Origin of the sequence: Spirosoma radiotolerans, assembly GCF_000974425.1 — a bacterium.
GTDB lineage: Bacteria > Bacteroidota > Bacteroidia > Cytophagales > Spirosomataceae > Spirosoma > Spirosoma radiotolerans.
In genome coordinates, this window is sequence record NZ_CP010429.1 from 2,871,537 (window position 1) to 2,898,076 (window position 26,540).

17 protein-coding genes and 1 pseudogene are annotated in these 26,540 nt (G+C 50.1%); 9 read left to right on the plus strand and 9 right to left on the minus strand.

Features of this window, described 5'->3' with window-relative positions; translation table 11 throughout:
* Positions 1–252 precede the first annotated feature (252 nt).
* Positions 253–891 carry a GntR family transcriptional regulator gene (locus SD10_RS11665; RefSeq protein WP_046573961.1) on the minus strand — a complete coding sequence of 213 codons (639 nt, stop codon included), beginning with the start codon at positions 889–891 and terminating at the stop codon, positions 253–255.
* Positions 892–1,300: 409 nt separating this feature from the next.
* Between SD10_RS11665 and SD10_RS11670 the strand changes: the two genes are divergently transcribed.
* Both SD10_RS11670 and SD10_RS11675 read left to right on the plus strand, forming a co-directional pair.
* Complete coding sequence (locus SD10_RS11670) at positions 1,301–2,173, plus strand: helix-turn-helix domain-containing protein (protein WP_046573962.1); 873 nt, start codon at positions 1,301–1,303, stop codon at positions 2,171–2,173.
* Positions 2,174–2,323: 150 nt separating this feature from the next.
* Entirely contained in the window at positions 2,324–3,307 is a 984-nt protein-coding gene (locus SD10_RS11675; RefSeq protein ID WP_046573963.1) for an aldo/keto reductase, read from the plus strand.
* A gap of 295 nt (positions 3,308–3,602) precedes the next feature.
* On the opposite strand, the pseudogene SD10_RS11680 reads toward SD10_RS11675, so the two are convergent.
* The 4 genes and pseudogenes from SD10_RS11680 to SD10_RS11695 form a co-directional block, all read right to left on the minus strand.
* A pseudogene (locus tag SD10_RS11680) lies at positions 3,603–3,980 on the minus strand (helix-turn-helix domain-containing protein); the annotation flags it as partial.
* Between the two features lie 174 nt (positions 3,981–4,154).
* Positions 4,155–4,904: a hypothetical protein gene (locus tag SD10_RS11685; RefSeq protein ID WP_148562431.1), complete on the minus strand. Its 750-nt coding sequence runs from the start codon at positions 4,902–4,904 to the stop codon at positions 4,155–4,157.
* Positions 4,901–6,004 carry a serine hydrolase domain-containing protein gene (locus tag SD10_RS11690; protein WP_046573965.1) on the minus strand — a complete coding sequence of 368 codons (1,104 nt, stop codon included), beginning with the start codon at positions 6,002–6,004 and terminating at the stop codon, positions 4,901–4,903. Before SD10_RS11690 ends, SD10_RS11685 begins: the two co-directional genes overlap by 4 nt.
* A 328-nt stretch (positions 6,005–6,332) precedes the next feature.
* Positions 6,333–6,740 carry a DUF4332 domain-containing protein gene (locus SD10_RS11695; protein ID WP_046573966.1) on the minus strand — a complete coding sequence of 136 codons (408 nt, stop codon included), beginning with the start codon at positions 6,738–6,740 and terminating at the stop codon, positions 6,333–6,335.
* A 302-nt stretch (positions 6,741–7,042) separates the two neighbouring features.
* Here SD10_RS11695 and SD10_RS11700 point away from each other — a divergent pair, with 302 nt between their 5' ends.
* The 7 genes from SD10_RS11700 (at position 7,043) to SD10_RS11730 (ending at position 21,817) form a co-directional block, all read left to right on the plus strand.
* A complete protein-coding gene (locus SD10_RS11700) occupies positions 7,043–8,752 on the plus strand; it encodes a hybrid sensor histidine kinase/response regulator (protein WP_052731162.1) in 1,710 nt (569 codons plus the stop codon).
* A gap of 136 nt (positions 8,753–8,888) precedes the next feature.
* Positions 8,889–10,499: a S8 family peptidase gene (locus SD10_RS11705; protein ID WP_082111576.1), complete on the plus strand. Its 1,611-nt coding sequence runs from the start codon at positions 8,889–8,891 to the stop codon at positions 10,497–10,499.
* Positions 10,500–10,758: 259 nt separating this feature from the next.
* Positions 10,759–11,613, plus strand: coding sequence for an AraC family transcriptional regulator (locus tag SD10_RS11710; protein WP_046573967.1), 855 nt, complete (start codon positions 10,759–10,761; stop codon positions 11,611–11,613).
* 73 nt (positions 11,614–11,686) lie between these two features.
* Complete coding sequence (locus SD10_RS11715) at positions 11,687–12,517, plus strand: NAD-dependent epimerase/dehydratase family protein (protein WP_046573968.1); 831 nt, start codon at positions 11,687–11,689, stop codon at positions 12,515–12,517.
* Between the two features lie 579 nt (positions 12,518–13,096).
* Complete coding sequence (locus tag SD10_RS11720; RefSeq protein ID WP_046573969.1) at positions 13,097–17,263, plus strand: two-component regulator propeller domain-containing protein; 4,167 nt, start codon at positions 13,097–13,099, stop codon at positions 17,261–17,263.
* 321 nt (positions 17,264–17,584) lie between these two features.
* Entirely contained in the window at positions 17,585–20,590 is a 3,006-nt protein-coding gene (locus SD10_RS11725; RefSeq protein WP_158500562.1) for a cellulose binding domain-containing protein, read from the plus strand.
* Between the two features lie 747 nt (positions 20,591–21,337).
* Positions 21,338–21,817 carry a DUF5004 domain-containing protein gene (locus tag SD10_RS11730; RefSeq protein WP_082111578.1) on the plus strand — a complete coding sequence of 160 codons (480 nt, stop codon included), beginning with the start codon at positions 21,338–21,340 and terminating at the stop codon, positions 21,815–21,817.
* Positions 21,818–22,366: 549 nt separating this feature from the next.
* Here SD10_RS11730 and SD10_RS30245 read toward each other — a convergent pair.
* The 4 genes from SD10_RS30245 to SD10_RS11745 form a co-directional block, all read right to left on the minus strand.
* Positions 22,367–22,495 carry a hypothetical protein gene (locus SD10_RS30245; protein ID WP_262507412.1) on the minus strand — a complete coding sequence of 43 codons (129 nt, stop codon included), beginning with the start codon at positions 22,493–22,495 and terminating at the stop codon, positions 22,367–22,369.
* 126 nt (positions 22,496–22,621) lie between these two features.
* Positions 22,622–23,029 carry a hypothetical protein gene (locus SD10_RS11735; RefSeq protein WP_148562433.1) on the minus strand — a complete coding sequence of 136 codons (408 nt, stop codon included), beginning with the start codon at positions 23,027–23,029 and terminating at the stop codon, positions 22,622–22,624.
* Positions 23,030–23,438: 409 nt separating this feature from the next.
* Positions 23,439–23,948, minus strand: a complete 510-nt coding sequence (locus SD10_RS11740; RefSeq protein ID WP_148562434.1) for an RNA polymerase sigma factor — start codon at positions 23,946–23,948, stop codon at positions 23,439–23,441.
* Positions 23,949–24,137: 189 nt separating this feature from the next.
* Complete coding sequence (locus tag SD10_RS11745) at positions 24,138–26,507, minus strand: alpha-L-rhamnosidase-related protein (protein ID WP_046573974.1); 2,370 nt, start codon at positions 26,505–26,507, stop codon at positions 24,138–24,140.
* Between the last annotated feature and the right edge of the window lie 33 nt (positions 26,508–26,540).

Consider the following 26,540-nt stretch of genomic DNA (forward strand, 5'->3'; position numbering starts at 1 on the left):
TAGGGTACACAAGGCTAATTAGTATAGAAATAATCGTTTTAAGCCAGAAAAGGCGAATAGAAACTACTGGCAACCGTTTGATACGCCTGAATATGCGGGCCAGTGTAAGATTGAGAAATGGGAGTAGCTGCCTGTGCATACAGGAGGTTTCTCAAAACCTAACCTGCCAGGTTTTGAGGCTAACGTCACTGAAAGGTAAGAAATGGGCCGATTAGAGCCTGTGGAAGAATAAAGACAGGCGGGTATTGGTGTCTATTCGATCTCTAAGGAAGCGTTTTCGCCCCGGAGTAGATGCTTGGTGAGGGCTTCCTGAGCGAGGGGTAAGTCTTTTTCTTTTAGGCCTTTCAGGATCTGTCGGTGCTCCTGGTCGGTAAGTTCATAGTCGTCCATATGGATCTGTGTCTTCCCGATTTTTTGGTGAAACAGGGGAATATTGCTGATTTGATATATATCCATCAGTTTGGAATTGCCGGCGCAGTCGATCAAGGTTTCGTGAAATTTGACATCGGCTTCCAACGCACCACTCAAATAACCTCGCTCTACCATGGATGAAAAGTCGTTGCAAATTTCCTCCAGCTTAGCAAGTTGTTGATCATCAATTTTTTGAATAGCTAGCCGGAGGGCTCCTAATTCCAGTAATTCACGAATTTCACGAATTTCCCGGATGTCGCTGGCGGTCATGGATTTCACAAAATAGCCTCCTTTTTCGCCAAAGACAATCAATTGCTCACCTTGAAGCCGAGTTAGTGCTTCGCGAACCGCCATTCGATTTACGTCTATCTTTTTAGCCCATAGGTCTTCTTTTAAGCGAGTACCCGCCACCAACTGGTTGGATAAAATTTTCCGCCTGATTTCGATATAGGCTTTATTGGCAAGCGAATCGACTTTCATATTTTGTAAACAAAAATAGAGCTGTTTATAGAACAAATATATGTTATTCTGAATCATTACAACCTACTTTCATCAAATATGCGCCTTTCAAAGTAAAGTGACCAACTAAAGCATAACCCTTTCCTTATCATTTTTGAAAACAGAGGGAAAAAGTAAAATCCTCTCACCAGCTTATGCTCATATATACGCTAAATGGTAAACCTTGAAATCATAAAAAATGCTCCTACTTGAGACGATAAATCATTTCATGCATTCGCTTATTAAATGGGGCGTTTAATGTGACACCACTCCCTTTCGTATTTCCTAGAATAGCATGAACATAAACCCAGACCAAAACGCCCAACTACTGAGTGTCAAGGAAACTCGGGAGACTAATCGAAGGGTCGATTGATTTCATTAACTTTGCGTTATGAATAACCAAACGGTTGACGCAGTTTATGAAGCCAATTCGGTGAATTTAAAGCTCCGGGGTTTCAATGTTTATCCGGTCGATATTCCGGCCAGCGGAGCACCCACCTATCGGCGAAGAGACTTTTATAAAATCATTCTCTCAACCGCTCACATGGTCATTCACTATGCTAATCGCAGCGTGGAAGTCAATGGCCCGTTTTTGTTCTTCGGCAACCCCCATATTCCGTATTCCGTCGAACTGCTTTCGCCCAGGCAAATTGGCTATTCCTGTCTGTTTAGTGAACAATTTCTCAAAGCCGTTGAGCGTTCGGAAAGTATTCAGACATCGCCTTTATTCAGGATCGGGGGCACACCGATCCTACCCCTTACGGCCAGTCAGGTAGTCGTCTTTGACGAATTATTCAACAAGATGCTCAGCGAGCAGGACGGGCAGTATCCCTTTAAGGATGAACTGATTCGCAATTATATTCAGTTGGTGGTTCACGAAGCGCTAAAGATTCAGCCCTCCGATACGTTGATTCAGCACAAAAGTGCTGCCTCACGCATGACAGTCCTGTTTCTAGATCTTTTGGAGCGACAGTTTCCCATCGACAGCCCAGAGCAACCGCTAACCCTACGCACCGCTCAGGACTATGCCGATCGGCTGTCAGTGCACGTCAACCACTTGAATCGATCGGTGAAAGAAATTACGGGCAAGCCCACTACCAATCATATCGCCGAACGCATTGCCAGTGAAGCCAAAGCGCTTTTGCAGCATACCGATTGGAGTATCGCCCAAATTGCCTACGGCCTGGGCTTTGCCTATACCACTCATTTCAACAACTACTTCAAACGAGTGACCGGAAGTATCCCTAAATCCTTCCGGGGCTGATGGCTCACCGCCAATAACTAACCAAGGTGATTATTTGAAATCATTACTTTTCTGTTTGATATGTGTTAACTGTGACCCGGTTGATCGACCTACCTTTGTGGTGTCATTCGCTCCTGATCAGGGCGGCAGTTACCTATCACGCAAACAGTCATGAAATACGTTAAGCTTGGCAATACCGGATTGGACGTATCCCAACTATGCTTAGGCTGTATGGGATTCGGTCAGGCCGAAAATTGGTCACAAAACCAGTGGGGACTAGATGAAGCCGCCAGCCGCCCGGTTATCCAGAAAGCCCTGGAAGTAGGGATCAACTTTTTTGATACGGCGAATGCCTATGCCTTTGGCAACAGTGAAGAAATAGTAGGACGCGCGTTAAAGGACTTCGCCAGCCGGGATGAGGTGGTCATCGCCACCAAGGTTTTCTTTCCGATGACGGATAAACCCAATGGGAAAGGACTTTCCCGAAAGGCGATCCTGAGTGAGATGGATAACAGCCTCAAGCGGCTAGAAACCGATTACGTCGATCTGTACATCATTCACCGCTGGGATTACGCGACGCCCATCGAAGAAACCATGGAAGCCTTACACGATCTGGTGAAGGCCGGAAAGACGCGTTACATCGGCGCTTCCTCCATGTATACCTGGCAGTTTCAAAAGGCCAATCAGATCGCCGATCAACGGGGCTGGACGCGGTTTGCCTCGATGCAAAACCACTTGAACCTGCTTTATCGGGAGGAAGAACGGGAGATGATTCCCTATTGTAAGTCAGAGAACATTGCCCTGACGCCGTATAGCCCCCTGGCATCGGGCAGGTTGACGCGTGACTTCACCGAAAAGACCGAGCGGAGTGAAACCGATATGGTGCAGAAAATAAAGTACGATGCGAGCGCGGATGCCGACAAGCTCGTCATCGAGCGGGTGGCTTCCATCGCCCAAAAACGGGGGATGGCGCGTGTAGAAATTGCACTGGCCTGGTTGCTCCAGAAGCAACCGGTAACTATTCCTATCATTGGAGCCACGAAATTTTCCCATCTGGAAAATGCGGTACCGGCCCTGGATATTACGCTGAGTGCGGAGGAAATTGCCTTTTTAGAAGAGCCTTACGTGCCACACAAAATCGTTGGACACCAGTAACGCTACGTCAGCTATGCAGCCAGCAAGTCATCCTCGAATGTCTGCTAGCAAACCTGGGTCTTCGCTGTTTCGGGAGGCATTGCCTTAGCGAACCTGTACTGGGAACAGCCGCTGTTGCGCTATATTGCTTCGTCGCTCTCCATTGATAAAGCAGGAGCGAGTTTACTGATAACGGCGACCCAATTGGGGTATGCTACCAGCATCTTTCTAATCGTGCCACTAGGCGACACGCTTAACCGGCGTTCAAAGAGACAGGCAAGTCGGACACATTCTTGGATAGATTGCGTTATAGGCTTTAGTTCAGCATCCTGTATTCGTTGGGGGATTGGCCAACTCGCTGTTTAAAGAGCCGGATGAAGTGCTGAGGATATTTAAAACCTAGATCATAGGCAATTTGACTAACCGATTTCGGCTGATCAAAAATCCGTTCTTTGGCGACATCAATCACCTTTGCCTGGATATATTCCTGAGCTGTTTTGCCGGTTTCTTTTCTGATTAGGTCGCCAAAATAATTGGCTGATAAATTCAATTCACCCGCGCAGTAGGCCACCGAAGGCAAGCCAATCAGTTGAGGTTTATCGGTCTGAGAATACTGGTTCAATAACTGCTCGAACCGCTCCAAGATTCCCTTATTGACCGTATTACGGGTAACGAATTGGCGGTCGTAAAACCGCCAGGGAGTCAGAGCAAAAGAAGTCGAAATCACAGTATAAGCCTGGTTGAGAAAACTGAAACTCCTTTAAGCAGTGTCTCGCCTTTAAATGCCTTTCTCATAAAAGGCTCATACATGAGATAGGCAAGATTTCATCATAACTGAGTAGATCACAAGTGATACCCAAAGGAGTCCCTAAAACGTTCGTTGAAGGCCTAGCCGAACGCTTTGAGTTAACCCAGTTACGGGGCGAGGCTTATCGTAATGGAAGTAAGTTAGTTGGTAAATTCCAATTGCCTTCAACTGTTTACTAAGTTGATACTGATACGATAACTGGGCGTTCAAGAAAGGATTCTTGCCCAACCAGCTTACAGCCAGTTTATCGCGGCCAAAATAGGCGTAATCGGGGCGATAAACCCCACTAAGGGCTGAAACAAAGCCCTGCCCTTCAAGGCTCTGTTTGGCGCTCAGTTGATAAGTTGCCTTCGCCGATACACCTAAAGCGGCAATCCCTGTCGTTACCACTGTTTTGACGTCAATGTCCGGTGAGTAATTGGTGGTCGTGCTAAACAGGTGAAGGCCAGGACCGCCAAAAAACGCAAACCGATTTTCCTGGCGGCTAGTAGACGACAATCGCCATCGGTAAGTGAAAAGTAAATCCCCAAGTTGGGTAGACGCTCTTCGGGAAACGATGGATTGAGAGCTTACCTGGCTATAGGCTGCTTCGAGCTGCCACTGCGTTTTTAATCGGTTTTGGCCGTAATAAACCTGTAGGCCCAACCCGGCTCCTCGATAGGTGTACTCTGAACGAAATCGATCCTTAAGTTGCAAGGGAGATAACCCAGCGGTCAGCCCCAAAAATTGCGTTCGCTGCTGACCCAGAACCGGCTTAGTTAAGGCCACAAACAGATAAACCAGCAGGAGGCTCACTATAGACTTCCTCATAACAAAGCGGGAAGAATGCCAAAGCGGATCATACCAAATACTTGCGCCGTAAAGGCGGAATTCAAATTCCCCGCTGTAGAAACAACGACCATATTTTCGCTCGGAATAACGACAATATACTGCCCGCCATTGCCCGACGCATAGTAAGCAGGAACCGTTTTACCATCCATCAGGAATGACCTACGCCACCATAAATACCCGTATTCCTGATCGCGCAGAACCACCTGTTGGCGAGTCGATTCCCTTACCCAGTCGGCGGACACAACTTGCTGCCCCTGCCATTTGCCTTGATTCAGAACCAATTGCCCAAGTTTGGCCATGTCGCGTGGTCGAATAAACATACGCCCACTGGTATTGACCTGACCGGTGGGCATACGATCCCAGCGAATGGACTGGATACCTAGCGGGGTCCACAAAGAGGCCTGGGCAAACTCGTCGATGGTTTGTCCTGTTGCCCGCTCAAGAATACCACCCAAGACAGCGACTCCTCCTGTGCAATAGGCTGTTAGTGTACCCGGATCAGCCTTCATGGGTAAACTAAGCGTATAGTGAACCCAATCCGAGGAGTGGTACATCGTTGATTCATTACCGGGCGATTGGGGGTCATCATCATTACATTCCAGGCCTGAACTCATTGTCAGCAAATCCCGGATGGTAAGTTGCTTTTTGGCGGTAGTCAGGTTGGGTAAATCAGCGTATTGGGGAAAATAATCCAATACTTTATCCTCAATCCGGTTAATCAGGTGTTTGTCAAGCGCAATACCAACTAGCAGGGAGGTGATGCTTTTGGTGGCCGAGTAAATGTTTTCGGGAATGGCTTGAGTATAGCCATTGAAGTAGTTTTCGTAAACCAGTTTGCCGTTCCTGACGATGAGTAAGCTATGAATATTATGATATTGTTCCCTCAGAATCTGATTGGTTAAATCCTCAATGGGCTTGGGATCGACTTGCTGGCTTTTGAGCGAAGCCACTGACCAACCATCTGAGAACTGTTCAGGAAGCTGATAGATATAGGTTGCAGCCGGATCATTGCTCAACCGATTGCAAGCTGTTAAGCCAATGAATATGGATATACGAGCCAGTACATGAAAAAACTTCATTCTTCTCTGTTAAGTTGCTCACAAAAGTGTGGCCTTTCAGGAATCAATAAAAGCTTGACAGCCAACCTTAACTTAATTTAACAGGCTTTCGAAAGCAAGCTAGCCATCTGTATCAATTGTCAGCTGCTTCCCCTTTACCATACTATTTGGGAGTTGTACTCTACTCTTATAAAACTCTCCCAAATGAGACGACGATGCACTAAAGGAGCTCTCTGAAGTAGTTGCAACCGATCACCAGCTAGTGGTTGGATTAACCTAAATTGACGGGTTATTATCATGTCTGGTTTTGTTGAACTACTCAACCTGGCTTTCCTGTACACAGTGTCAATCAGTATTCCAGTCCTGTGGGTAATGTTTTAGCCTGCTCGATAAAGTCAGCAAGCTGCTCAAGCGAGGGGGGACGAAGCGTCAATTCTTTAGTCGAGTTAATTTCAGTAATTTTGATAAGTAAATTTTCCGCAGACCGCCGGGCTAATTCTTTAACAGTATCGACACCTGCCTCTTCCAATAAGTCGCTGTATACACCGCCAATACCTGTTATACGAGCCAGGTCTGCCCGGTTCGCTAAATCTAAAATTACACTTGCCTCTGTATTGGCCAGCGCTGCCAGCTTCTTCCGATCAGTGGGGGTACGGCTGGCTTCTAGAAGCGCTTCACTATTGGTAATGCCCTGGCCTTTTAATGCGTCGATAAGAGCATCTGTGCTCCCTTTCAGTTCAGTTATTGATAAGCTCATCGATGTTAATTAGTTGAAGGAATACTATTAAGTTATTCCTAAGACGGCCTTTTGGGATAATGTAACACCTTTATAAAAAATGATCCTGCTTGAGCCGATGAAATGCTCATGAATAGGCTCCTGCCTGAGCCGACGAAGTGTTTATGCATCTGCTCATTAATTCGGGCGTTTCTAAAAACGCTAGTGGTTCACGATCTTTTACCCGCTCCTATACGTCAGAATAAGGCCAATAATAGACTAACTTAGTGGGCTAATACCACATCAGCAACTAAATGGTTTTGCCAAAGAGCCTTTGCCCAGCCATGAACAGCCTATTACAACCCGATCCACTGCAGGCTGCCGCTACACAGCGCACCCTAATCCAGAACCAGGCCTTTCAGGCGGCCGTCAACGGCGAGCCCTTGGTCAACTCCTTGAACATACTCGCTCGAATGGTCAAACTGGAGTTGGAAATCGGGGTGCGCACGGCCTTTTATCTGGCCTATCCCGACGGCAAACGCTTACATGCCATCGAAGGGGCGGGCGACATGGACCCAGCCTACACGGCCCCCTTGAATGGCTTTCCCGTTAGCGACGACTCGTTTTGCAGCGGCTATGCCATGGCTACCGGCCGCCCCGTGCACACCCGAGATGTGTGTCAAGCCCCGCCCTGGCAACCCTATCTGCCTATGGCCACCGCCCATCAGTTTCGGGCCACCAGCTCCTACCCGATCCTGACCCGGCAGGGCAAAGCCATCGGTAGTTTGGCCCTCTACTTTCCGGACGTCCACGAGGCCACGGCCCAGGAAGCGGCCCTGGCCAAGGCCATCACCCAGGCCGCGGCCATTATCCTTTCCCAGGATACCCAAACACTGGAACACACCCGCGCCGAAGAAGCCCTGCGATTAGCCTACCAGCGCAAAGACGAGTTTTTAGCCATGCTGGCTCATGAGCTGCGCAATCCCATGTCCACTATCCGTTCAGGGTTGCAAATCCTGACCCTTACCGACGGTAAGGACCAGACCAGCCGCGACACACTAGCCATTATGAACCGGCAAACCAATCTGTTAGTTCGGATGGTTGATGATCTGCTGGATGTAAGCCGCATTAGCCAGGGCAAGATCGAGTTGAAGCGGCAGCGGGTCAATCTGGGGAAGGTGATCGCCCAGGCCGCTGAATCGGTTCAGCCGTTGTACCAAGAGCAGGGGCGACGCTTGCAGGTTGAGCTGCCCACTGCTTTGATTGAGGTGGAAGGTGACAAGGACCGGCTTACGCAAGTAGTGGCCAATCTATTAACCAATGGTGCCCGTTATACTGGCGAGCAGGGTCAGGTCTGGCTGAGTCTGGAACTTGGCCGTCAAGAAGCCATACTTAAAGTGCGGGATAACGGCATTGGCTTAGCAGCTGATCAGTTAGAGTCCATCTTTGAATTATTTGTGCAGATGGATAACACGCTGGCTCGCTCGAAAGGGGGCTTAGGCTTAGGCCTAACCTTGGTCAAACAATTAGTCGAACTGCATGGGGGACGCGTGGCCGTTCAAAGCGAAGGGTTAGGCCAGGGGAGCACCTTCACCGTTCATCTACCGACGCCCCCAACGGCTCCTGAACCAGAGGTTACTCCCAAGCCGCAGGTCAATAATCCATCGGCTGCCCGGCGGATTTTAGTGGTGGATGATAACGCCGATGCGGCTTTAACCCTGGCCATGCTGCTGAAGCTGAACGGCTATGACGCCCATACCCGAACTAGCGGTCGGGCCGGCATCGAAGCCGCTGAACAACTACACCCCTCGGCCATTCTGCTGGATATTGGGATGCCCGAGTTGGATGGGTATGCCACATGTGGAACCATCCGGGAGCAGGCTTGGGGTCAGCAAGTGGTGATTATTGCCTTAACGGGTTATGGCCAGGCGGACGACCGTGAGCGCACCCAGGAAGCGGGATTCGATGGTCATCTAGTGAAGCCGGTAGATCTGGGAGCGCTGACAAACTTGCTAACGGATTTGCTAGAAAAGCGCAGGAAACAGCTGGACTAGCCTCTGTCCTTATATTCTCAAAAATGAGACGATTTAGTTCTCATTCCGGATTAGTTGACCATTCACTCAACAGGATACCTGCCCCACCAACGAATCAAGTACCTTTGTCTATCGTCTCTCCCATGCCGCCTACTCTATGCGACTGAGCATCATCCTATTAATTAGCCTAATATTTGTCGCCGGGATAGCTTTTGCGCAAAAACCCTGGGTGCAGTGGCATCACCTGGACCCCCTGACGGACAAAACCATCGGTATCAGCACCAACCGAGCTTATCAACTCCTGCAGACCCTGCCCAAGCCTAAGACACCAGTCATTGTCGCGGTTATTGATGGGGGCGTCGATACTAACCATGAAGACTTGAAATCCCTCATTTGGACTAACCCCAGGGAACTGGTCGATAACGGCAGGGACGATGACCGCAATGGCTACATAGATGACATCCACGGCTGGAATTTTCTGGGCCTGAAGGACGGGAGAACCCTGGCTTTTCTTCAGAAAGAAGAGACCCGGCTTTACGCCCGGCTTCAACCATTATTCGAGACGAAAGGCAGCACGGCCTCTCAGCCACGAGAACTGGCGCTTTGGAAAGTAGTGAAGCCCTATTTTGAAAGCCGACAAGCTGGCTATAAGCAGAGCTATACGGTAGATAGCCGCTTCCTCGCGCAGGACAGCGCCACGATTGCCCAGTTGAAGCAGGTCTTTGGGGTCACTCGGATTGATACGGCCCTGCTGCACCATCCGCCCACCAGTGATACGACACTCATCAAACAGGCACAGGCTTTTTACCAGGGCATGCTGATGCGTGGCTACGCAAACCAGGATCTTGACAGTTACCAGCGCGGCCACCAGCGGGTCAATAGTCGGCTCAAGACTCGGGTGAACTATGCCTACAATCTGCAGTATTTCCCACCTGCAACTGATGCTAAACCCGCCAATCTAACCGAACGTGGTTACGGGAATGCCGATGTCATTGGTGGCTATACAGAGACTGGTACCTGGCACGGTACCCATGTTGCCGGCATTATTGCGGCTGATCGGACCAACACGCTGGGCGTGCAGGGCATAGCGGATCGTGTGCAGATCATGAGCCTGGTGGCCACCCCCGACGGCGATGAACGCGACAAAGACGTAGCCAATGCCATCCGTTATGCAGTGGACAATGGGGCACAGATCATCAATATGAGTTTTGGTAAATACTTCTCACCCGAACAGTCGGTGGTCGACGACGCCATTCGCTACGCGGGCCAAAAAGGGGTGTTACTGGTCCACGTAGCTGGTAATGACCAGATTGATCTTGATTCAGCCCGGATGTATCCGAGTCCTTTGTTTTTAAACGGCCAGCAGGTACCCAATTTGATCACGGTGGGGGCCAGTGATCGAAGCAATGACAGTAGTCTTGTCGGCGAGTTTTCCAACTACGGTAAGCGGACAGTAGACGTATTTGCTCCTGGGGTGCTGATTGAGTCCACTACACCTAAAAATACGTATGAGCCAGGCAGTGGCACCAGCATGGCTACGCCGGTCGTTGCGGGCATGGCGGCTGTGTTGAAAAGCTACTTTCCTATGCTCACCCCTGTGGATTTAAAGCGCATCATTTTGCAATCGGCGGTGGTGTATCATACGCCGGTGCTGAAGCCAGGAACCAAGCAGACGGTCGATTTTGCCAGCTTGTCCAAAACGGGAGCCATTGTCAATTTGTATGAAGCCGTCAAGCTAGCGCTGAGCGAGCGAGGTTCAAAAAAATGAGGAGATCCTTCACCGTAAGCTACAAACCAAGTTTGACAGATTTTTAAAGATTAATGTCTCAAAATTCGCTCACAAGAGTGTATCTATAAATGGGGCGTTTCACGATACGGTAATGCCTCAATTTCGGCTGCTATGCGAGACACTTATTTGTATTTTATGGGGTTGAAGCTAAACTTTACACCCCGCTTTGTTAGGCCCTGGTTGCCTTTCCCAGTGAGAAAGATATGTTTTGATTCATCCATGTTGGCAGTCACTAGGTATGCCCGCTTCCAATTCGTTACCAGAAGATTTCAGCCAAAATAACCAACTACCGATTCGGATCGTTTCTCCCAATTTTGGCCATGTCTCTCCAGAGGCCAGAGCAAACTACGGCCCTACCCACCGCTTACGGTACTACTTCTTGCTGTTTGTACTAGAGGGCTGTACCCAATATGGGATTGATGGGGAAACAATCGAGGTTGGCAAGCATGAGTTACTGTTCTGTTTGCCCCACCAGATTCAACAGGTTTCCTTCGCCCTACACGAGAATAATTATTATAAACTGGGCTTTGATGACCAATGCCTGTCCCGATTACCCAGACAGTATTCGTTTCTGTTGAATCCAATCAATCAGCAAAAAATAAGATTTTCACCACTTGCCGCCAATAGACTTCAAGCGATTTTTGACATGCTTCAAGGCTTATTGACGGCTTCAAATACAGAGCCTGAACTCATTTTAGCCCATCTCAATAGCCTCCTGACAGAAATAAATGTGGCTTATTTGGCCGGGGAGCATAAGCCAGCCGATGACCGACTTGCCAAATATATCGGATTCAAGGTATTCGTTGAAAACAACTTGACCGATCACCCAGCCATTAAGGATATTGCCCAGGAACTTGCTCTCAGTACGGATAGTTTGTATCAGCTCGTTAAACACTATTCGGGACTATCACCAAAAGAATTTGTGACCAATCGACTGATCCTGGAAGCCAGACGCCGGCTGTACTATGGAGAGCGGACTTCGGTTAAGGAACTAGCGTTTGAACTCGGTTTCAATGACCCCGATTACTTTTCCCGCTTGTTTAAAAAAGTAACCGGTAGAACGGTTGCCGAGTTTTTTCAGGATTTGTCCTGAACACATCGGCTTTCATCCAGCTCGGTTCACGGCGCTCCGGTGAACTTTGTTCCTATCATAAATTAGATAGGATATGAACAGACAAGTGGGTAAACTATTGGTAACTGGTGTAACCGGTTTGGTTGGTGAGCGCCTGCTCCGGCGTCTAGTCGATGCGGGCACGGACTGCCGTGCGCTGGTACGAGCCGGAAAGAGTATTCCGGATGGTGTGACGGTAGTAGAAGGCGATTTATTCGATTTTACCTCGCTCACCGAGGCCGTGAAAGATGTATCCGCCATTATTCATCTGGCCGCCGTTTTTCGCACCCAAGACACTGATCTGATTTGGAAGAGCAATTTAGAAGGGACTCGCAACCTGATTAGGGCGGTAAAAGCGCATGCCCCGGCCGCCCGATTCATTTTGGCCAGTACGACCAACGTCTACAACGCTGATAATTCGCATCCAGGCCGGGAAGATGACAATGTAACGCCCCAACAAGCTTACCCTGCCAGTAAGGTGGCGGCTGAAAAGGAACTGCGTGAAAGTGGTCTGAACTGGGTGGTCCTGCGGTTTCCCTTTGTTTACGGTGACGGCGATGGGCATTTGGAAGCCTTACCGAAGTACGCAAAAGCTGGCAACTGGCACCCCGCTATGCGGATGAGTACCATCCACCACCGCGACATCGCCGTGGCGATGAATTTGGCCTTGTTGGGAGGGATGGACGAGCGCATCGTCAATATTGCCGATGAAGCCCCCACGTCGATTTACGAATTAGCCCAGTTAGTTGGTGAGCCAATAGACTCCTCCTCCGAGCCACTGGTGAATCCTTGGTACCTCCTTAGCGATTGTACGCTGGCTCGTTATCTGGGTTTCCAGCCTACCGTGAGGACCGTGTATCAGGCCACACAGGAGGGTATACTGTAATTTAGGGCTGACAAACGATTTTAAGAGAAAAACAGTACCAAATTATTTATTTGAAAACTCTGCTTTTCTCTTAAAACGCTCTTCCGTGAGACAAAGAGAGGTTTTACTCTCTTTAAACCGGGCGTTTCTTGGAACGTTGGCCTGTTCATGTAAACCGCTTAGTATCAAAACGTACAAGTTGAGTTGTTCTACGGGGATTTTAAGTCAGAAGTAGTAGAGACGGGTCAATTATCGACTTGCAGAATGCTCATCATTCGCTTTTCAACTATATCGGCCGAGGGGCATGCAGTATAACGTGCGCCGTTTGCACCCAGGCATAGACTGCCGTTCCCTGATTGATGTCGAAGATCAGACCTCTACACCGGACGGTCGTCGACGCGGCAGGTTTATCAAAAAGTTCAGGCAAGCTCTCAAACCTGAAGTGTCAGGACAAAAATGGGATGGTGAGTTTGGTTTGAAATCTGACAATTTATCTACCCAGCATTGACTTGTTAGTGTATATAAATTTGTTAGAAATTGACTCAAATGAGCGAACTTACATGCTAATTTAGTTCGTGGTAAACCACTTTATAACTCAACTTGAAAACTGTACGCTTTATCGTATGTATACTATTCTGCCTTTGTTCGGTAGCTGAGGCCCAGCAATTTGCCGCTTCTGTACAACAGTATGGCCCTGAAAACGGCTTGTCGCATCGGGAAATAAACGCCATTTTACAGGACCGGCGGGGCTTTATGTGGTTCGGTACCAGGTTTGGTCTGAACCGATTCGATGGGCTGAAATTTACCACCTACACCAAAGAACGTAACGGGCTCGATTTCGATGAGATAGCGTCTATTGCCGAGGACGCCGATGGCCTTTTGTGGCTCATGGGCACTTATAAGGATAGTAAGGTGCGGATTAGCCTGTTTAATCCGTTGACGGGCACGGCTATTTCATTTGATGAGAAATTCAAAAAGTATTTCCTGACAAGTTCTTTACTGGTTGGGCAGCACGTGTTGGGCAGTCCTGACGGCACGATCTTCTTCGCCAATTATCAACCGGCTATCCTGATAGCCTACCATCCCAGGTCCGGCCTCCACTATGTGCCCCTTGCCCACTATAAAAGTTTGACCATTCACCAGGTTACCGCCCGTAACACCATCTGGGCCACCGCCGATGGCAATCAATTAGTCGAATTAACCCAAGATGGTCGTGTTCTCCATACCTTTCGACACGATCCAGGCACCATTAACGTCTGTTTAGGTCAGCCCCATGCGGGTATCGAATTTTTCTATACGGTCTACCGTTCAGACACCGATCTACAGGGAGTACAGTATAGTGTAGATCAGCTGGGGAATCGACGGCAATTACCGGCTTCATTGCGGCAAGGAAGAACTGCGTTTTTCTCCCCGGTATACTATGCGTTTGATCGTAGCGGATTGATTTGGACGGGCACTCAATTACGGAGTGACACCAAAGGAACCCTATTGGATTTGAAGGAGCAACTGGCAGGCCAGTCGATTGACAATCGCTGTTTCTTCGCCGACAGAAACGGCTGGATGTGGTTAGGGACCAGTTTTGGTGTGTACCAGGTCAAGGTAACTGAAAACTACTTTCACCGCTTCTTTTACGAGCCAACCAATATCCAGGAAAAGGCGGCATCCATTCGAGGTATCTCCGTTGTGGGGAATAAGCTATACGCCAACCTGGAAAAAAAAGGCTTGTTTAGCTGCGATCTATTAGATGGGACAGCCAGGAAGTTATTGGTACGTGGCATTTCGTATGGCTTAACCAATAGTCAGCCTGGAAAACTAAACATAGGCCAGATCGATTTAGTCAGGTATGACATTCGAACCGATTCGCAAACGCTCTCTCCATTGCCCAATGGCGGATCGATCTGGACAATGTTCCCATGTAGTAACCAGCACTCTCTGGCGGGTGGGCTAGTAGGTCTCTGGCTTGTCGAGACGAAAACGGGACAGGTTTTGCCGTTCACTCGCTACAACCAGTTTCCCGAACTAGCCAAGTCGCATGTGCTTCATATCGGTGCCGATCGACAGGGCACCCTTTGGATCTGTGCGACTACGGGTTTGTACACGGTTGATTCATCAGGGGGCATCACGGCTCGTTACTGGAGTGGAGGCAAGGGGCGCTTTCGGCTGCCTACCGACAGTTATCAGCATTTTTACCAGGATACCCAAGGCCTGTTTTGGCTGGCAACGGCCAATGCGGGACTCATTCGGTGGAACCGCCAGCAAAACACCTACCGGCAATTCAGACGTACCGATGGGTTATCCAACGACAATATTTACGCTGTCTATGCCGACCGGCGGGGCCATCTGTGGCTGAGCAGTGACTACGGTATTATGCAGTTTGATCCGGTCCGAATGACAACCCGGTCTTACACGGTTCAGGATGGCATTACTCACAATGAATTTAACCGCATTGCTCATGTTCAGGCCCCGAACGGTCAGCTTTATTTCGGCGGTCTAAACGGCATAACCGCATTTAATCCTCCCGATTTTGAACACGAGAAACCTCCGATTACCCTTCCGCTGCAAATCGTCTCGTTTCGCCAGTTTGATAATGCGCTGGATAAACTGGTTGACAAAACCGAAGAAGTGGTAAAAAGTAACCGGATTATTCTACAGCCCGGTGACCGGACGAGTGTGCTGGACTTTGCGCTGCTCAATTACGCCGACGCCCAAAAAAACGTGTACGCTTACCAGTTTAAGGGGCTGGACAACGAGTGGACGTATCAGACTGAGCCCTCCATCCGGTTGAGTAATTTACCGTACGGCGAGTATCAATTATCGATAAAAGGACAGGCGGCCGATGGTCAGATGTCATCGGCGAATCTGGCCATCCAGGTCATCGTACAACGCCCGTTTTATCTGCGCAACTGGTTTCTCATGATCATGCTGGTTTTGCTGATTGGCTCGGTTTGGGGATGGGGCCGGTGGCGAGTCTGGAGGCACCAGCAGGAACAAACCCGGTTACAGATCCAGATCCAAGCGGCCACTGAGCTCATTGCGCAGCAGGCACAGGACCTGCTGCGGCTCGACGAAACCAAATCACGTTTTTTTGCCAACATCTCGCATGAATTTCGGACGCCCCTCACCGTCATTCTGGGCATGGCGGCCAGCTTGAACCAAAAGTTCGACCCTGAGTTGCGACAGATGGCCGGCCTCATTGAGCGCAATGGCAACAACTTACTACGGCTGATCAACCAGATACTGGACCTCTCGAAACTCGAAGCCGGGGAGATGGCCATTCACCTCGAACGGGCCGATCTGGTCAGCTTCGTCAGCTACGTCGGGGAATCGTTCCATGCCATCGCTCAGGCGAAGGGGGTACAGCTACAGTTTCAGTCTGAGGAAGCGCAGTGCGAAGCTGACTTCAACAAAGATAAACTCCAGGATATTTTAGCGAACCTGCTGATCAATGCCCTGAGATTTACCCCTACGGGTGGTCAGATAATCTATAGGGTTGCCGTTCAGAATAGTTGGCATTCGCTCTCTGCGGCCGGATACCACGAGGAGCTAATCCCGACTAGACACCTCGATCAGCCGTGGATTCAGATCACGGTGAGCGATACCGGACCCGGCATCGAGCCAGCCCATCTGCCGAGGATCTTTGATCGCTTTTATCAAATTGAGAACCCGCAGAACGCATCGGGCGGAAATACCGGAATAGGCCTCTCATTGGTGCGGGAATTGGTGGGGCTTATGCAGGGTGGTCTGGCCGTTCGTAATCGGTCCGGCCTGGATGGGCCCGGCCTGGATGGGCTACTGCTCGATGTGCCCTGCCAGGATGGACCCGGCCAACCCTGGTCGAACAATTCGGGGCAGGCCCTTTACAGCCGGGGAGCTGAGTTTGTTGTCAGTTTACCCCTCACCCGTCGGGCATCCCAGGCGGAAGGGCCATCTCCCGCACCGTCATCTATACATTCAGCCCAACTCCAGTGGGGCGAACCCACGCGGGATGTGGCCAGGGAGCGGCCCGTGGTGTTACTGGTGGAAGATAATGAGGACGTAGCCACGTACATCCAGATTTGTCTACAGGATGAATACCAGGTGATTCGGGCCGAAAATGGGCAGGTCGGTATCGATCAGGCATTGGCGAGTATTCCGGACCTGATTCTGAGTGATTTGATGATGCCACTTAAAGATGGCTTTGCACTCTGCGACACCCTGAAGCATGACGAACGGACCAGCCACATTCCCATTGTGTTACTGACGGCCAGGGCTGCGGTGAGTGACCGAATCATGGGGTTACGCCGGGGGGCAGATGCCTATCTGGTGAAGCCTTTCTCCCGCGAAGAGTTGAGGGTCGTGTTGAGTAACCAGCTACAGATCCGGCGTCTGTTACAGCGCTTTTATAGTCAACTAGCCTTGGACGTTGACGGGTCGATTCCGACCGATGCGCCTGAGATGGGGGAAGACCAGTTTCTGATCAGGCTACGCAGCAACGTACTGCCGCATCTGGATAACCCGGCGCTGGATATTGAGATGATCTGCACGATGATGGGGACGAGTCGCAACTCCCTGCACCGCAAGATGACCGCTCTGACGGGGCTGTCGATGAACCGATATCTGCGAACACTGCGCCTGCAAAAAGCCAAAGAATTACTTCTGTTACCTGACCTGAACATTACCCAGATCGCCGATGCGGTAGGCTTCCAGGACCCCAGTTACTTCGGCCGGGTCTTTGCCGAAGAATTCGGCCTCTCGCCCAGTCAGTACCGGGATGTAAACAAAAAATAATCGCTTTCACCCCCGGTTGGGACAATTATCCGAGTTTTTGGGTGAAATCTCCGACTGCTTTGCTGACGAAACGCCTAATCTTGCCCCAGCGATAAATGGGACATTTTGATTCGCTACGTCCTGTACATCCGCTATTAACCCACATTGGGCTCTACCAGCGGTAAAAACTTGTTGTTCGTACTATTTTCACTTTTTATTAATTACCTTTTTACCAATGTTTGTATGACCATTTCTACTGTACCGAAACTAACTTCGAGGAACCTGGATGATGGGTTTCTTAGCAGCGTGACTTCATTACGCGCTAGACGACTAGGCCCAAGGATGCCCCTCGTTTGGTTGAGTCTGCTGACCGTTTTGTTAACCCTAACCAGGGCAAATGCTCAGAACCCCTGCTTTAGCCCAACCATACCCACTATTTCCACCACACAAACGTCCATCTGTGCTGGAACCAGCACCATTTTACGAATCCAGAGCGGCAGTCTCAACGACGCAACCAACTGGAAATGGTACTCGGGGAGCTGCGGAGGCACGCCGGCCGGTACCGGCTCATCCATACAAGTGAGCCCTCAATCGACGACGACCTACTATGTCCGGGGGGAAGGGAACTGTGTCACCCCCGGTGCGTGCGCATCGCAACAAATCACAGTCAGTGCGCCCTTCTTCCCAAGCTTGGGCAACAACGGCCCCTTAACCTGCGCCAAGACCAGCGTCACGCTGACAACTAACGGCGGACCGTCGGGTGCCACGTATACCTACAGCGGTGGCGCTCAAGCCAATTCGGCCAACCCGGCCACCGCTACGGCCAGCCAGAGTGGTCCTTACAGTGTGACCGTGGCAGTGTCCGGGGGCTGCTCCGCCATCGCGACGACGACGGTCACCAGTAACACGGTGGCCCCTACCGTTGTTGTAACGCCAAGCAGTCAGACCATCTGTTCGGGCCAGACAGCGACCTTTACGGCCTCGGGTGCCGACACCTACACCTGGAGCACCGGGGCTACCACCGCCAGTACTGCCGCCAGCACTCCCGGCTCCTACTCGGTCACCGGTACCCGGGCTAGTAATGGCTGTAGCGCCATGGCCACGGGCCAGCTCACCGTCTTGCCAACGCCGACGCTAAGTCTGGATAACACCCGCACTTCATCTTCCTCCCGCTGCGATACGCCCAACGGTCAAATCGGCTTTACCACCAATGTGGCCGGGGGGGACTACTCGGTGAGCTATCGCACCAGCCAGTTGACTGACGTGCAGACCAAAACCGTCACCGTAGCCGACAGCCGCTTCGTGCTGTCGGGGCTGAGTGGCGGCAGTTATTACGGCTTTAGCCTGACCAGTGCTGGTTGCACGGGCACCAATAGTGTGACGGTGACGCTGACCAACCCCGTGCCACCTAGTGTGAGCATCAGTCCGGCTTCTCAAACCATCTGCCAGGGCCAAACGGCGAACTTTACAGCTCAGGGCGGGGATGCCTACAGCTGGAGTACGGGGGCCACCACCGCCAGCCTCTCGGTTAGTGTGAGCGGGGCCTACTCGGTGACAGCTACGGCCAGCAATGGCTGCTCGGCTACGGCCACGGCGAGCCTAACGGTCAATCCCCTGCCGATGGTGTACGCCGTGACCGGCGGGGGCGCCTACTGTGCCGGCAGCAGCGGCATTGGCGTGGGCTTGTCGGGCTCTGAGTCGGGGGTCAACTACCAACTCCAACGCGATGGCAACCCGGTGGGCTCGCCCCTGGCCGGCACTGGTAGCGCCCTGAGCTTCAGTCCCCAGACCACTGGTAGCTATACCGTGCTGGCTACCAATGCCAGCACCAGCTGTCAGCAAGCTATGAACGGGTCGACCACGGTCACCATCACGCCCCAGCCCTCGGCGCCCATGATCGTCACCCAGAGTGGTTATGCCTACCCGGCGGGGGTGAGCAGCCTGACCATCGCCCAGAACGTGGGGCCCGTCAGCCTGACGGTTGCGGGCTGCTCGGGAGGCATGCTCATGGCCAACGGCAACGCGGCCAGCAGCTTCACTGTCTCCACGGCCATGACGGGCACCCAGACCTACACCGCCACCTGCACCCAGGGCGGTTGTACCAGCCCGGTGGGTAGCTTCCAACTCACGGTGCTACCCACCACCCTCTCGGTGCTGCACCAGGACGTGGACTACGGCCAGACCCAGGACCAGATCATCAAGCCATTTCTGAAGCTAGCCAATGCCGGCGGGCAGCCCGTGCCCTACGGCGAGCTAACGGTCCGCTACTGGTTCACCTCCGAAGGCAATTCACCGCCCACGGACTTTCAGCTTTACTACGCCCAGCTAGGGGCCGTCACCATGAAGTATGTTCCCCTGGCCCAGCCCCGACAGGGGGCCTTTGGCTACGTCGAGTACAGCTTCCCCGGGGGCGGCAGCTTGCCGGCCAACGGCAACTCGGGACCCATCGAGAATGGCATTCTGAAGAAGGACCGCAGCAACTTCAACGAAACCGACGACTACTCCTACCAGCCTAACCGGGACTATCTGCCCAACGCCCGTATCACCGCCTATCGGAACGGCGTGATCGTCTGGGGCCAGGAGCCAACCCCGGTGGCCTCCCAGACCGCCGTGCAGGTGTACTCGGCCGCCAAGGATGGAGGGATTACCTCCCAGATCCAGACCCGGCTGGAGCTGCGCAATACGGGCAACGTAGCGCTGCCAGTCTCGGCTCTCAAGCTGCGCTACTACTTTACCTCTGATAACGGTCAGACGGCCAATGTGTACGTGGATTATGCTGATCTGGGGGCCAGCAATGTGCAGGCCCGTGTGGTTCGCTTAGCCGCGCCGGTCAACGGAGCCGATAGCTATGTCGAGCTAAGCTTCCCGGGCAACCCCCGACAACTGGGCCCCCTGAGCAGCTTAGGGGTGATTGACTTCCGGTTGGTACGCTCGGACTTTGGCTTGTTTAATCAGGGCAATGACTATTCGTATGCGCCCATCTACGGGCCGGTGGGGCTGAACAACCGGGTGACCGTACTGTTGAACAACACGCTGATTTTTGGCACTCCGCCCTCGGGGGCACCGGCCCGGGTAGGTGCGCCCGAGCCGGTGTTAGCTTTGCAGGCCAAGGTGCTGGGCAACCCGGTGGTGGGTAGTCAGGCCGAAGTAGAGATTACAGGCGTGGTTGGTCAAGCGGTTACTCTGAGGCTGGTGGATTTGCAGGGCCGGACCGTCCATGAGCAGCGCATCGAGCAGGCGGGTGAGACTGAGTTGGTGAGTCTGCCGCTAGGCCAGAGCCGGGGACTGTTGCTGCTGAACGTAAGCACGGCCAGCCAGCAACAGCGTTTGAAGCTAGTACGGCCATAACATACAGTTAGAAGAAAAGCGGTAAACGCCTGCCTCGCTTGGGGTGGGCGTTTCTTTTGCAGAGGCACTATCTCATAAATTGCTCTAAGTATGAGATTGAGGAGCATTTGACAGTTGGTTACGGTCCCGCTCCGCCATGAAGATTTATTGGGGAGTATCACTGCGAGGTAGCAGTAGGTATGCAGACCTAGGGCCAACCGTCCGTTCCATACTTTTCTACGATACTACCCCGCCTTCCAATCCATGTCTCTTTAAAATCGTACGATAAAAGGCCAATCTATTAAATTTGATGGGCAGCGTAAGCGCTTAATAGTCATACTGTTGTGCTCATTTTAGGGACTCACAAAAACGTTTTTTTACCTTTTTTTAGTGGTGGGAAAAGTAGACACTAAACGCGGCTTCCTGATTCAAGTGACTGCTCACTCCATTAGCGCCATCCAGAGGCACTTCGGCTAGGATCAAACGCTGTCAAATCTCCCTAAAGGCATCGGTGGCCATGTCGCGCTAATCGGGCTGGATAGCCCGTCTCCCCTTCCAGTAAAAGGTAACTTGATAATACCCTTGCTTGCAGGCATTTTACCGCTTGCTCAGTGGGTGTAAAGGGTTATGGCGTAGCGCAAAATGGTTGGCGAAATTTGACCTAGCAATCAACTGTTTTCTTTTCGCAACATCGGCGCTGACTGTCTGAAGGCTAGTTTATTCACCCTACCGCTCACCATTCGTGGGTGGAAATAACGACGAAAAAAAATGAAGACGACTCGGCTCATTGCCTTAATCTGTTTGACGTGCTTAGGATGCTCCAAACAAAAAGACACCACCCCAATCCCTACGGTGGACTTAGTCGGAACCTGGGAATTAGTGACCTTTACCGTCGATCCGACACCGATTAATGGCACATCCGATTATTTGGCCTATTTACGGCAGATCTTCGGTTATAATTGCTCCCAGATTGAGTTTTACTACAATTTTAAGAGCGATAACACCTTCACTGAAACGGCAACGAGCACCTGCCAGTCTTCGGGTACCACAACTGATACCGTCCTGGAAGGAACATGGGCCGTGACTCAGACCACGTTAAGTCTAACGGTGGATGATGGGACGGGTACCAACCAAACCAATACCTACAAACTGGATGCTCATCCAGCCACAGCGGGCAAGTATGCCTATATAAATCTAACGTTCACCAATAGCGGCACAACTTACTTTATAAGTCTGAACAAGCAATAAGGAGAACCATTTCATGAACGCTTTTCGACTTATAAAAGAAAGGATAGGATACCATTGTAAGTCACAATGAGCGTCTATCATCCTAATGTGGTTATCTTTAACCTTGAACGTCCTTTCGTTTAATAAGTGTTAGACGTCATTGAATTAACATTTAGCAAACGTTCGTTTAATAAATGTTAAATTGGCTACAGCTACAATATTCTACTTTAGACCCACTGGCTTTTCCTGAAAGATTTTTGCGCAACCTGCTGCATAAAGGGCATCTAGCTATAGCGTCAGATGTTGATCTTGTGTAGAGACACGAACGTAACCTAACTTGATGATATAGTAGTATCTAACTCACGTCAAGGACGTGAATGTGAGAAACCTATTGTCGATCCAGGAAGCAGGTTGTTGGTGTTGAAGGTACAGAATTTTCAGGTTGTTCGGCTAACAAAAAGAAGGATGCTACTAAGCTCTTTAGAAAGGAGGGGCCTCCTATAAATGACTGATCAATTAGATCAGTTATCCTTCACTTTTAAACTGTTCACGAAGAGGTTCAATTTGCGCCTAATCCTTGCTCATCCGCATTAACAACGTTTCCAGTGAATACGATTCTTCGGAAAGGCCCTTAAAGGCAACGGCCGGACGGAAATGCTGAATGTTTGGCATCCACGCATTTTCATACAAAGCTTCCATTAACTCATTGCAGCTTGTAACACGTACTTAAGCTGTAGACTTGGCAAGGAAACGATCTGCCGGGACCTATTGTGGCCGTTTGTATTTATCCTACCTGACGTTTTTGGCGACAGGTAGGATAAATATTTACTGTTTTTTAGCTGATTTAGTCGATGTATTGCTGGTCGATCCTTTACCAGCCGTACTACCAGCCGCTCCACTTCCAGATGGGCTGCCTGTCGCTCCACTTCCTGACGTATTGCCGGTCGTTCCAATTCTAGCTGTACTGCCGGTTGCTCCACTTCGATCAGGGATACCGGCGGCCTGTTGATTGACACGTTTGCCACCCGCTTTATTACCACCCGATTGGCTACTGGCACTGCTGGACCCAGTACTCATTGTCGCCCCCTTTTTCTGAGCAGGCCCTTTACCGCCTTGCTTGGAAGCGCCCTGGGTCGTTGCTTGCTGACCAGATGTATTACCCCCTGCCTGTGCCAACCCTCTCACAGAAGCTACCGCCATTAGCAGCGCAACCGTCATTACTATCGTTTTCATACGTTGGTTTTAATTATGGTTTTATTGTCACCATTTGTTTAACCCGTTTAACCACCAAAGCGGATTTCAAAATGCTGGGGTACTGAGGAAACGGGTTTAGTGGCTGATTCACCTGTGTTTAATTTGCCTAGGCAGGCTTGCGTTGCGTTAACAGGCCAGCTCCTGGTTCCAATAAACCGAGTGCTAGGTGTGACTAGTAGATACGTTTTGCGGTAGTAACTGAACTGCGCTAATCAACAAAATTTGTTATAAACTAAATTACTACAAGTTATTTATTACTAATGGCTTACACCTTAAGATATATATACTTCCGTTCGTCAATACCTATTATCAAGACCGTTCAGTCCTTATCAAATTTTCAAAAGGTCTTACTCTGTCAAATTTAGCAGGTCTTGTTACGCTTGTTTCCTTATTTAGACAAAAAGTCAAGAATAAGAAAAAGGATTATAGGCCAGCTTTCCCGTAGTTTGGCCAAAGCCCGCTGAACTAAGTTACTAACGGATTGAGGTCGAATGGTCAGTATGTCCGCTATTTCTTCAATAGTAAGACTCTGAAAATAACGTAAGTAAATTACCTCCCGCTGCCGCAAGGGGAGATGAGCCAGACGTTCGTCTACCTCATTTCTGACATTCACTTCGGTTTCCTGCTGGATGTAGTGATCTTCAGCAGAGAATTCCATGTTATATTCCTGAGTGTCGTCCTGAATAGTTGGGTTACGTGGAAAATTCTGCATCGCTTTAAAAAGCTGATGTCGAAAGGCTTTTAAAAGGTAAAATTTTACGGAGGGCGTATCCTTAAGTGTACGGCGGCTTACCCACAACCGAACTAACACATCTTGAAGGGCATCTTCAACTATTTGTCTATCAGACGTAAATTTCTGTCCATAGTGAATAAGCTTGGCATAATAACGGTTGGCCATCGTCGTGTAAGCGTCCTCGTCGCCCTCTCGAAAAAGGCGCCAAAGCTCTGAGTCGTCCGTGTTTTTGCTAAATTGAGCCAAGAAGTAACGTCGAGGAGTAAACCTGTTTAAAAATTTCGATCTTCGACTGGTAGAGTAAGTCAAAGGCACTACCGGATGTTCAGTTAGTCAGCCTTCCTGACATACGTGTTACAGGACGAAGGAGTTTTTACCGCCCAGCAATGGATGGCGTTTTCCTTTCCAGAGTAGGTGCCCTGATGTATTAGTGGGCAAGTCAATCTGAATCATCCACTGCTTGTTAACTAGTTTGTAACGCACATCTATTCTTCCGTTGGGGTGCGGCATTTGACCGGCTATTTTTTTTAGGGTTCCTACATGCGGTTCAATTTTTATCGTCCTGAATCCAGGGCTTTCGCTGTCAATTCCCAGGACGGTCCGAAAAAACTCAATGTTAGGACTAGCACCCCAGGCATGGCAATCAGAACGAGTGGTTTTTACGTCTGATGTTTCTCCCCAGGTCGTTAGGCCTAACGTTATATTTTCCCGCCATATAGTCAACCAGTTTAAATACTCATTACCTAATCCTGCTTTCACTAAAGCCTGGTGCAGATAAAATTTATAGTAAATAGACGCCTGTGCCAGTCCAGGTTCGGTAATTATTTTACGGGCAAGATTTGTGGCCGGTTGCCCCGTAATCAAGCCTGTCAAAATAGCCAGCGTATTGGTGTGCTGAGAGAAGAAGTCTTTTTCTTCCGTGTCGGCGTAGAGTAGGCGGGATGTAGCCCAATACTTCTGCTGAATCGTTTTTTTTAACAATTCGACCTGTTTTTTGTAAGCACCCGCATAAGACGGTTCACCCAGACCAGCTTCCAATTCTGCGGCCAACTGGTAAGTCCACAGCAGGTGTAAATCCAAAAGGGCCGAATGGCCACTCTTGTCAATAGGAGGGGCTCCAAAATTCCAGCCTTTACCGTCGACAGCCCAGTCTGAGAATAACCAATAGGGAACGCCTTTCAGCGAGCCATTGGGCTGCTGGTAATGGCTAAAAAATGAAAGAACCTGCCGCATGCCAGGTAGCTTGTTTTTTACGAAAGCCTGATCCGGGCGGTATTTCCAGTAATCATGCAACATGCCAATCCACCACAACGAAAAAGGTGGAATCATCTGGGGTGTGGCAGATGGATGGCGACTCTGCGTAACGCCTTCCGCCAGGCGCGAATGATCCATCAGATCCAGCGCGTTCCGCACCAGGCGATCATCACCAGCGTTATAAAACGAAATTAAGGCCTGAATTCGGGCATCCCCAATGTATTGAAGCTGCTCGTAGTACGGACAGTCCATGTAGGTTTCAAAGGCACACAATCGGGCCGTTCGCCAGCCAATGTCCAGCATCTTATTTAATTCCGGGTCTTCGCTGTTCAGCGTAGCCTGATTCTTAAACGGATACCCCGTGAAGGTGCTGAACACATCCTCAATAATCAAGGGCTCGTTCTTTGTTTCGATAGTCAGTTGAATGTAGCGATACGTTCGCCAAAGCAGTGATGTAAAGGTTTGCTGGTTGCTGCCGTCGGCGATGATAAGATCTTCGCGTCCAACCATCACTTTGCCCTCTACTTCATTCCGGTTGCCTTTATCCCCGCCCTGATTTAAGGCTTCAGCGTATGTAAGTGTCACCTTGGCGTTTAGGCCCCGACTCATGATTAACGTTGGATAGGCATTGGTTAAAACCGATTGATCAAGCAGGAAGCAGGCTTTTGTATTGGCCGGAACTGTAATGGCGGATGGGAGCGATGGAAATGGGGATGGAATGCTTAGTCCAGTCACCTTTCGGACTCTTGATAGGCGTTGAGGAGTGAGTTCCATTGGTGGAATCGGAGAGGGTACCAGTGCCCATCCATAAGGAGAGGCTCCAACTCCCTTGGGCGTTCCTTCAAAAAGCGCATGGGCTGGTTTCCAGTTGCTATCATCAAATGAGGCTTTCTCCCAGCCTTTTATATGATTCTGCATCCTAATAGACTCCCCAGGTCCGGCCACGTAATACCCGAAAGTATTATTGACAGCTAACGGGCGATAACTACTGTCCTGTTGACATAGCCAGCTGGTATTTGTGTTGATGACTTCTTCTGCTACCGTATTTCCCTGGAGAATAAACGCTGTTCGGACGGAGAGTTGAGCTTCAGGTCGAAGATCGCCTTCATTCCAGACCTTAGCGGCTATTATATTTTTACCAGACTGCAGATACGGAGCAATGTCTATAGTTTCAAAATTCCAGTAAAGTAAATCACCTCGTGCCGGGCCCAGTGAAACCAGTTTTTCATTAACGTATAATTTATAGCGATTGTCCGCTGATACGTGAACAATAAAGGACGACGGTTTTTGCGGTAAATCAAGGGTTTTTCGGTAAACATAAATGCCATACGAACGAAGCGTTTCTTTGGACGAAGCGATCCAGAAGGCTGTCCAGTTCTTTGTCAGCAGTGATGGCTGAATCGATTGCGCATGGATTTTTAGACCCAGAAAAATCAATAAAATAAGCGTGAAGGAAGCGTGCTTTTTCACCGTAAGCGGTTTTAGAAATGAAGTAGGAAGCAA

What these genes read in the sequence shown, in the direction of transcription:
- SD10_RS11665 (WP_046573961.1), bottom strand. Translation starts at nt 891, where the DNA reads ATGAAAGTCGATTCGCTTGCCAATAAAGCCTATATCGAAATCAGGCGG.
- SD10_RS11670 (WP_046573962.1), top strand. Translation starts at nt 1,301, where the DNA reads ATGAATAACCAAACGGTTGACGCAGTTTATGAAGCCAATTCGGTGAAT.
- SD10_RS11675 (WP_046573963.1), top strand. Translation starts at nt 2,324, where the DNA reads ATGAAATACGTTAAGCTTGGCAATACCGGATTGGACGTATCCCAACTA.
- SD10_RS11685 (WP_148562431.1), bottom strand. Translation starts at nt 4,904, where the DNA reads ATGAGGAAGTCTATAGTGAGCCTCCTGCTGGTTTATCTGTTTGTGGCC.
- SD10_RS11690 (WP_046573965.1), bottom strand. Translation starts at nt 6,004, where the DNA reads ATGAAGTTTTTTCATGTACTGGCTCGTATATCCATATTCATTGGCTTA.
- SD10_RS11695 (WP_046573966.1), bottom strand. Translation starts at nt 6,740, where the DNA reads ATGAGCTTATCAATAACTGAACTGAAAGGGAGCACAGATGCTCTTATC.
- SD10_RS11700 (WP_052731162.1), top strand. Translation starts at nt 7,043, where the DNA reads ATGAACAGCCTATTACAACCCGATCCACTGCAGGCTGCCGCTACACAG.
- SD10_RS11705 (WP_082111576.1), top strand. Translation starts at nt 8,889, where the DNA reads ATGCGACTGAGCATCATCCTATTAATTAGCCTAATATTTGTCGCCGGG.
- SD10_RS11710 (WP_046573967.1), top strand. Translation starts at nt 10,759, where the DNA reads ATGCCCGCTTCCAATTCGTTACCAGAAGATTTCAGCCAAAATAACCAA.
- SD10_RS11715 (WP_046573968.1), top strand. Translation starts at nt 11,687, where the DNA reads ATGAACAGACAAGTGGGTAAACTATTGGTAACTGGTGTAACCGGTTTG.
- SD10_RS11725 (WP_158500562.1), top strand. Translation starts at nt 17,585, where the DNA reads ATGCCCCTCGTTTGGTTGAGTCTGCTGACCGTTTTGTTAACCCTAACC.
- SD10_RS11730 (WP_082111578.1), top strand. Translation starts at nt 21,338, where the DNA reads ATGAAGACGACTCGGCTCATTGCCTTAATCTGTTTGACGTGCTTAGGA.
- SD10_RS30245 (WP_262507412.1), bottom strand. Translation starts at nt 22,495, where the DNA reads ATGGAAGCTTTGTATGAAAATGCGTGGATGCCAAACATTCAGCATTTC.
- SD10_RS11735 (WP_148562433.1), bottom strand. Translation starts at nt 23,029, where the DNA reads ATGAAAACGATAGTAATGACGGTTGCGCTGCTAATGGCGGTAGCTTCT.
- SD10_RS11740 (WP_148562434.1), bottom strand. Translation starts at nt 23,948, where the DNA reads ATGGCCAACCGTTATTATGCCAAGCTTATTCACTATGGACAGAAATTT.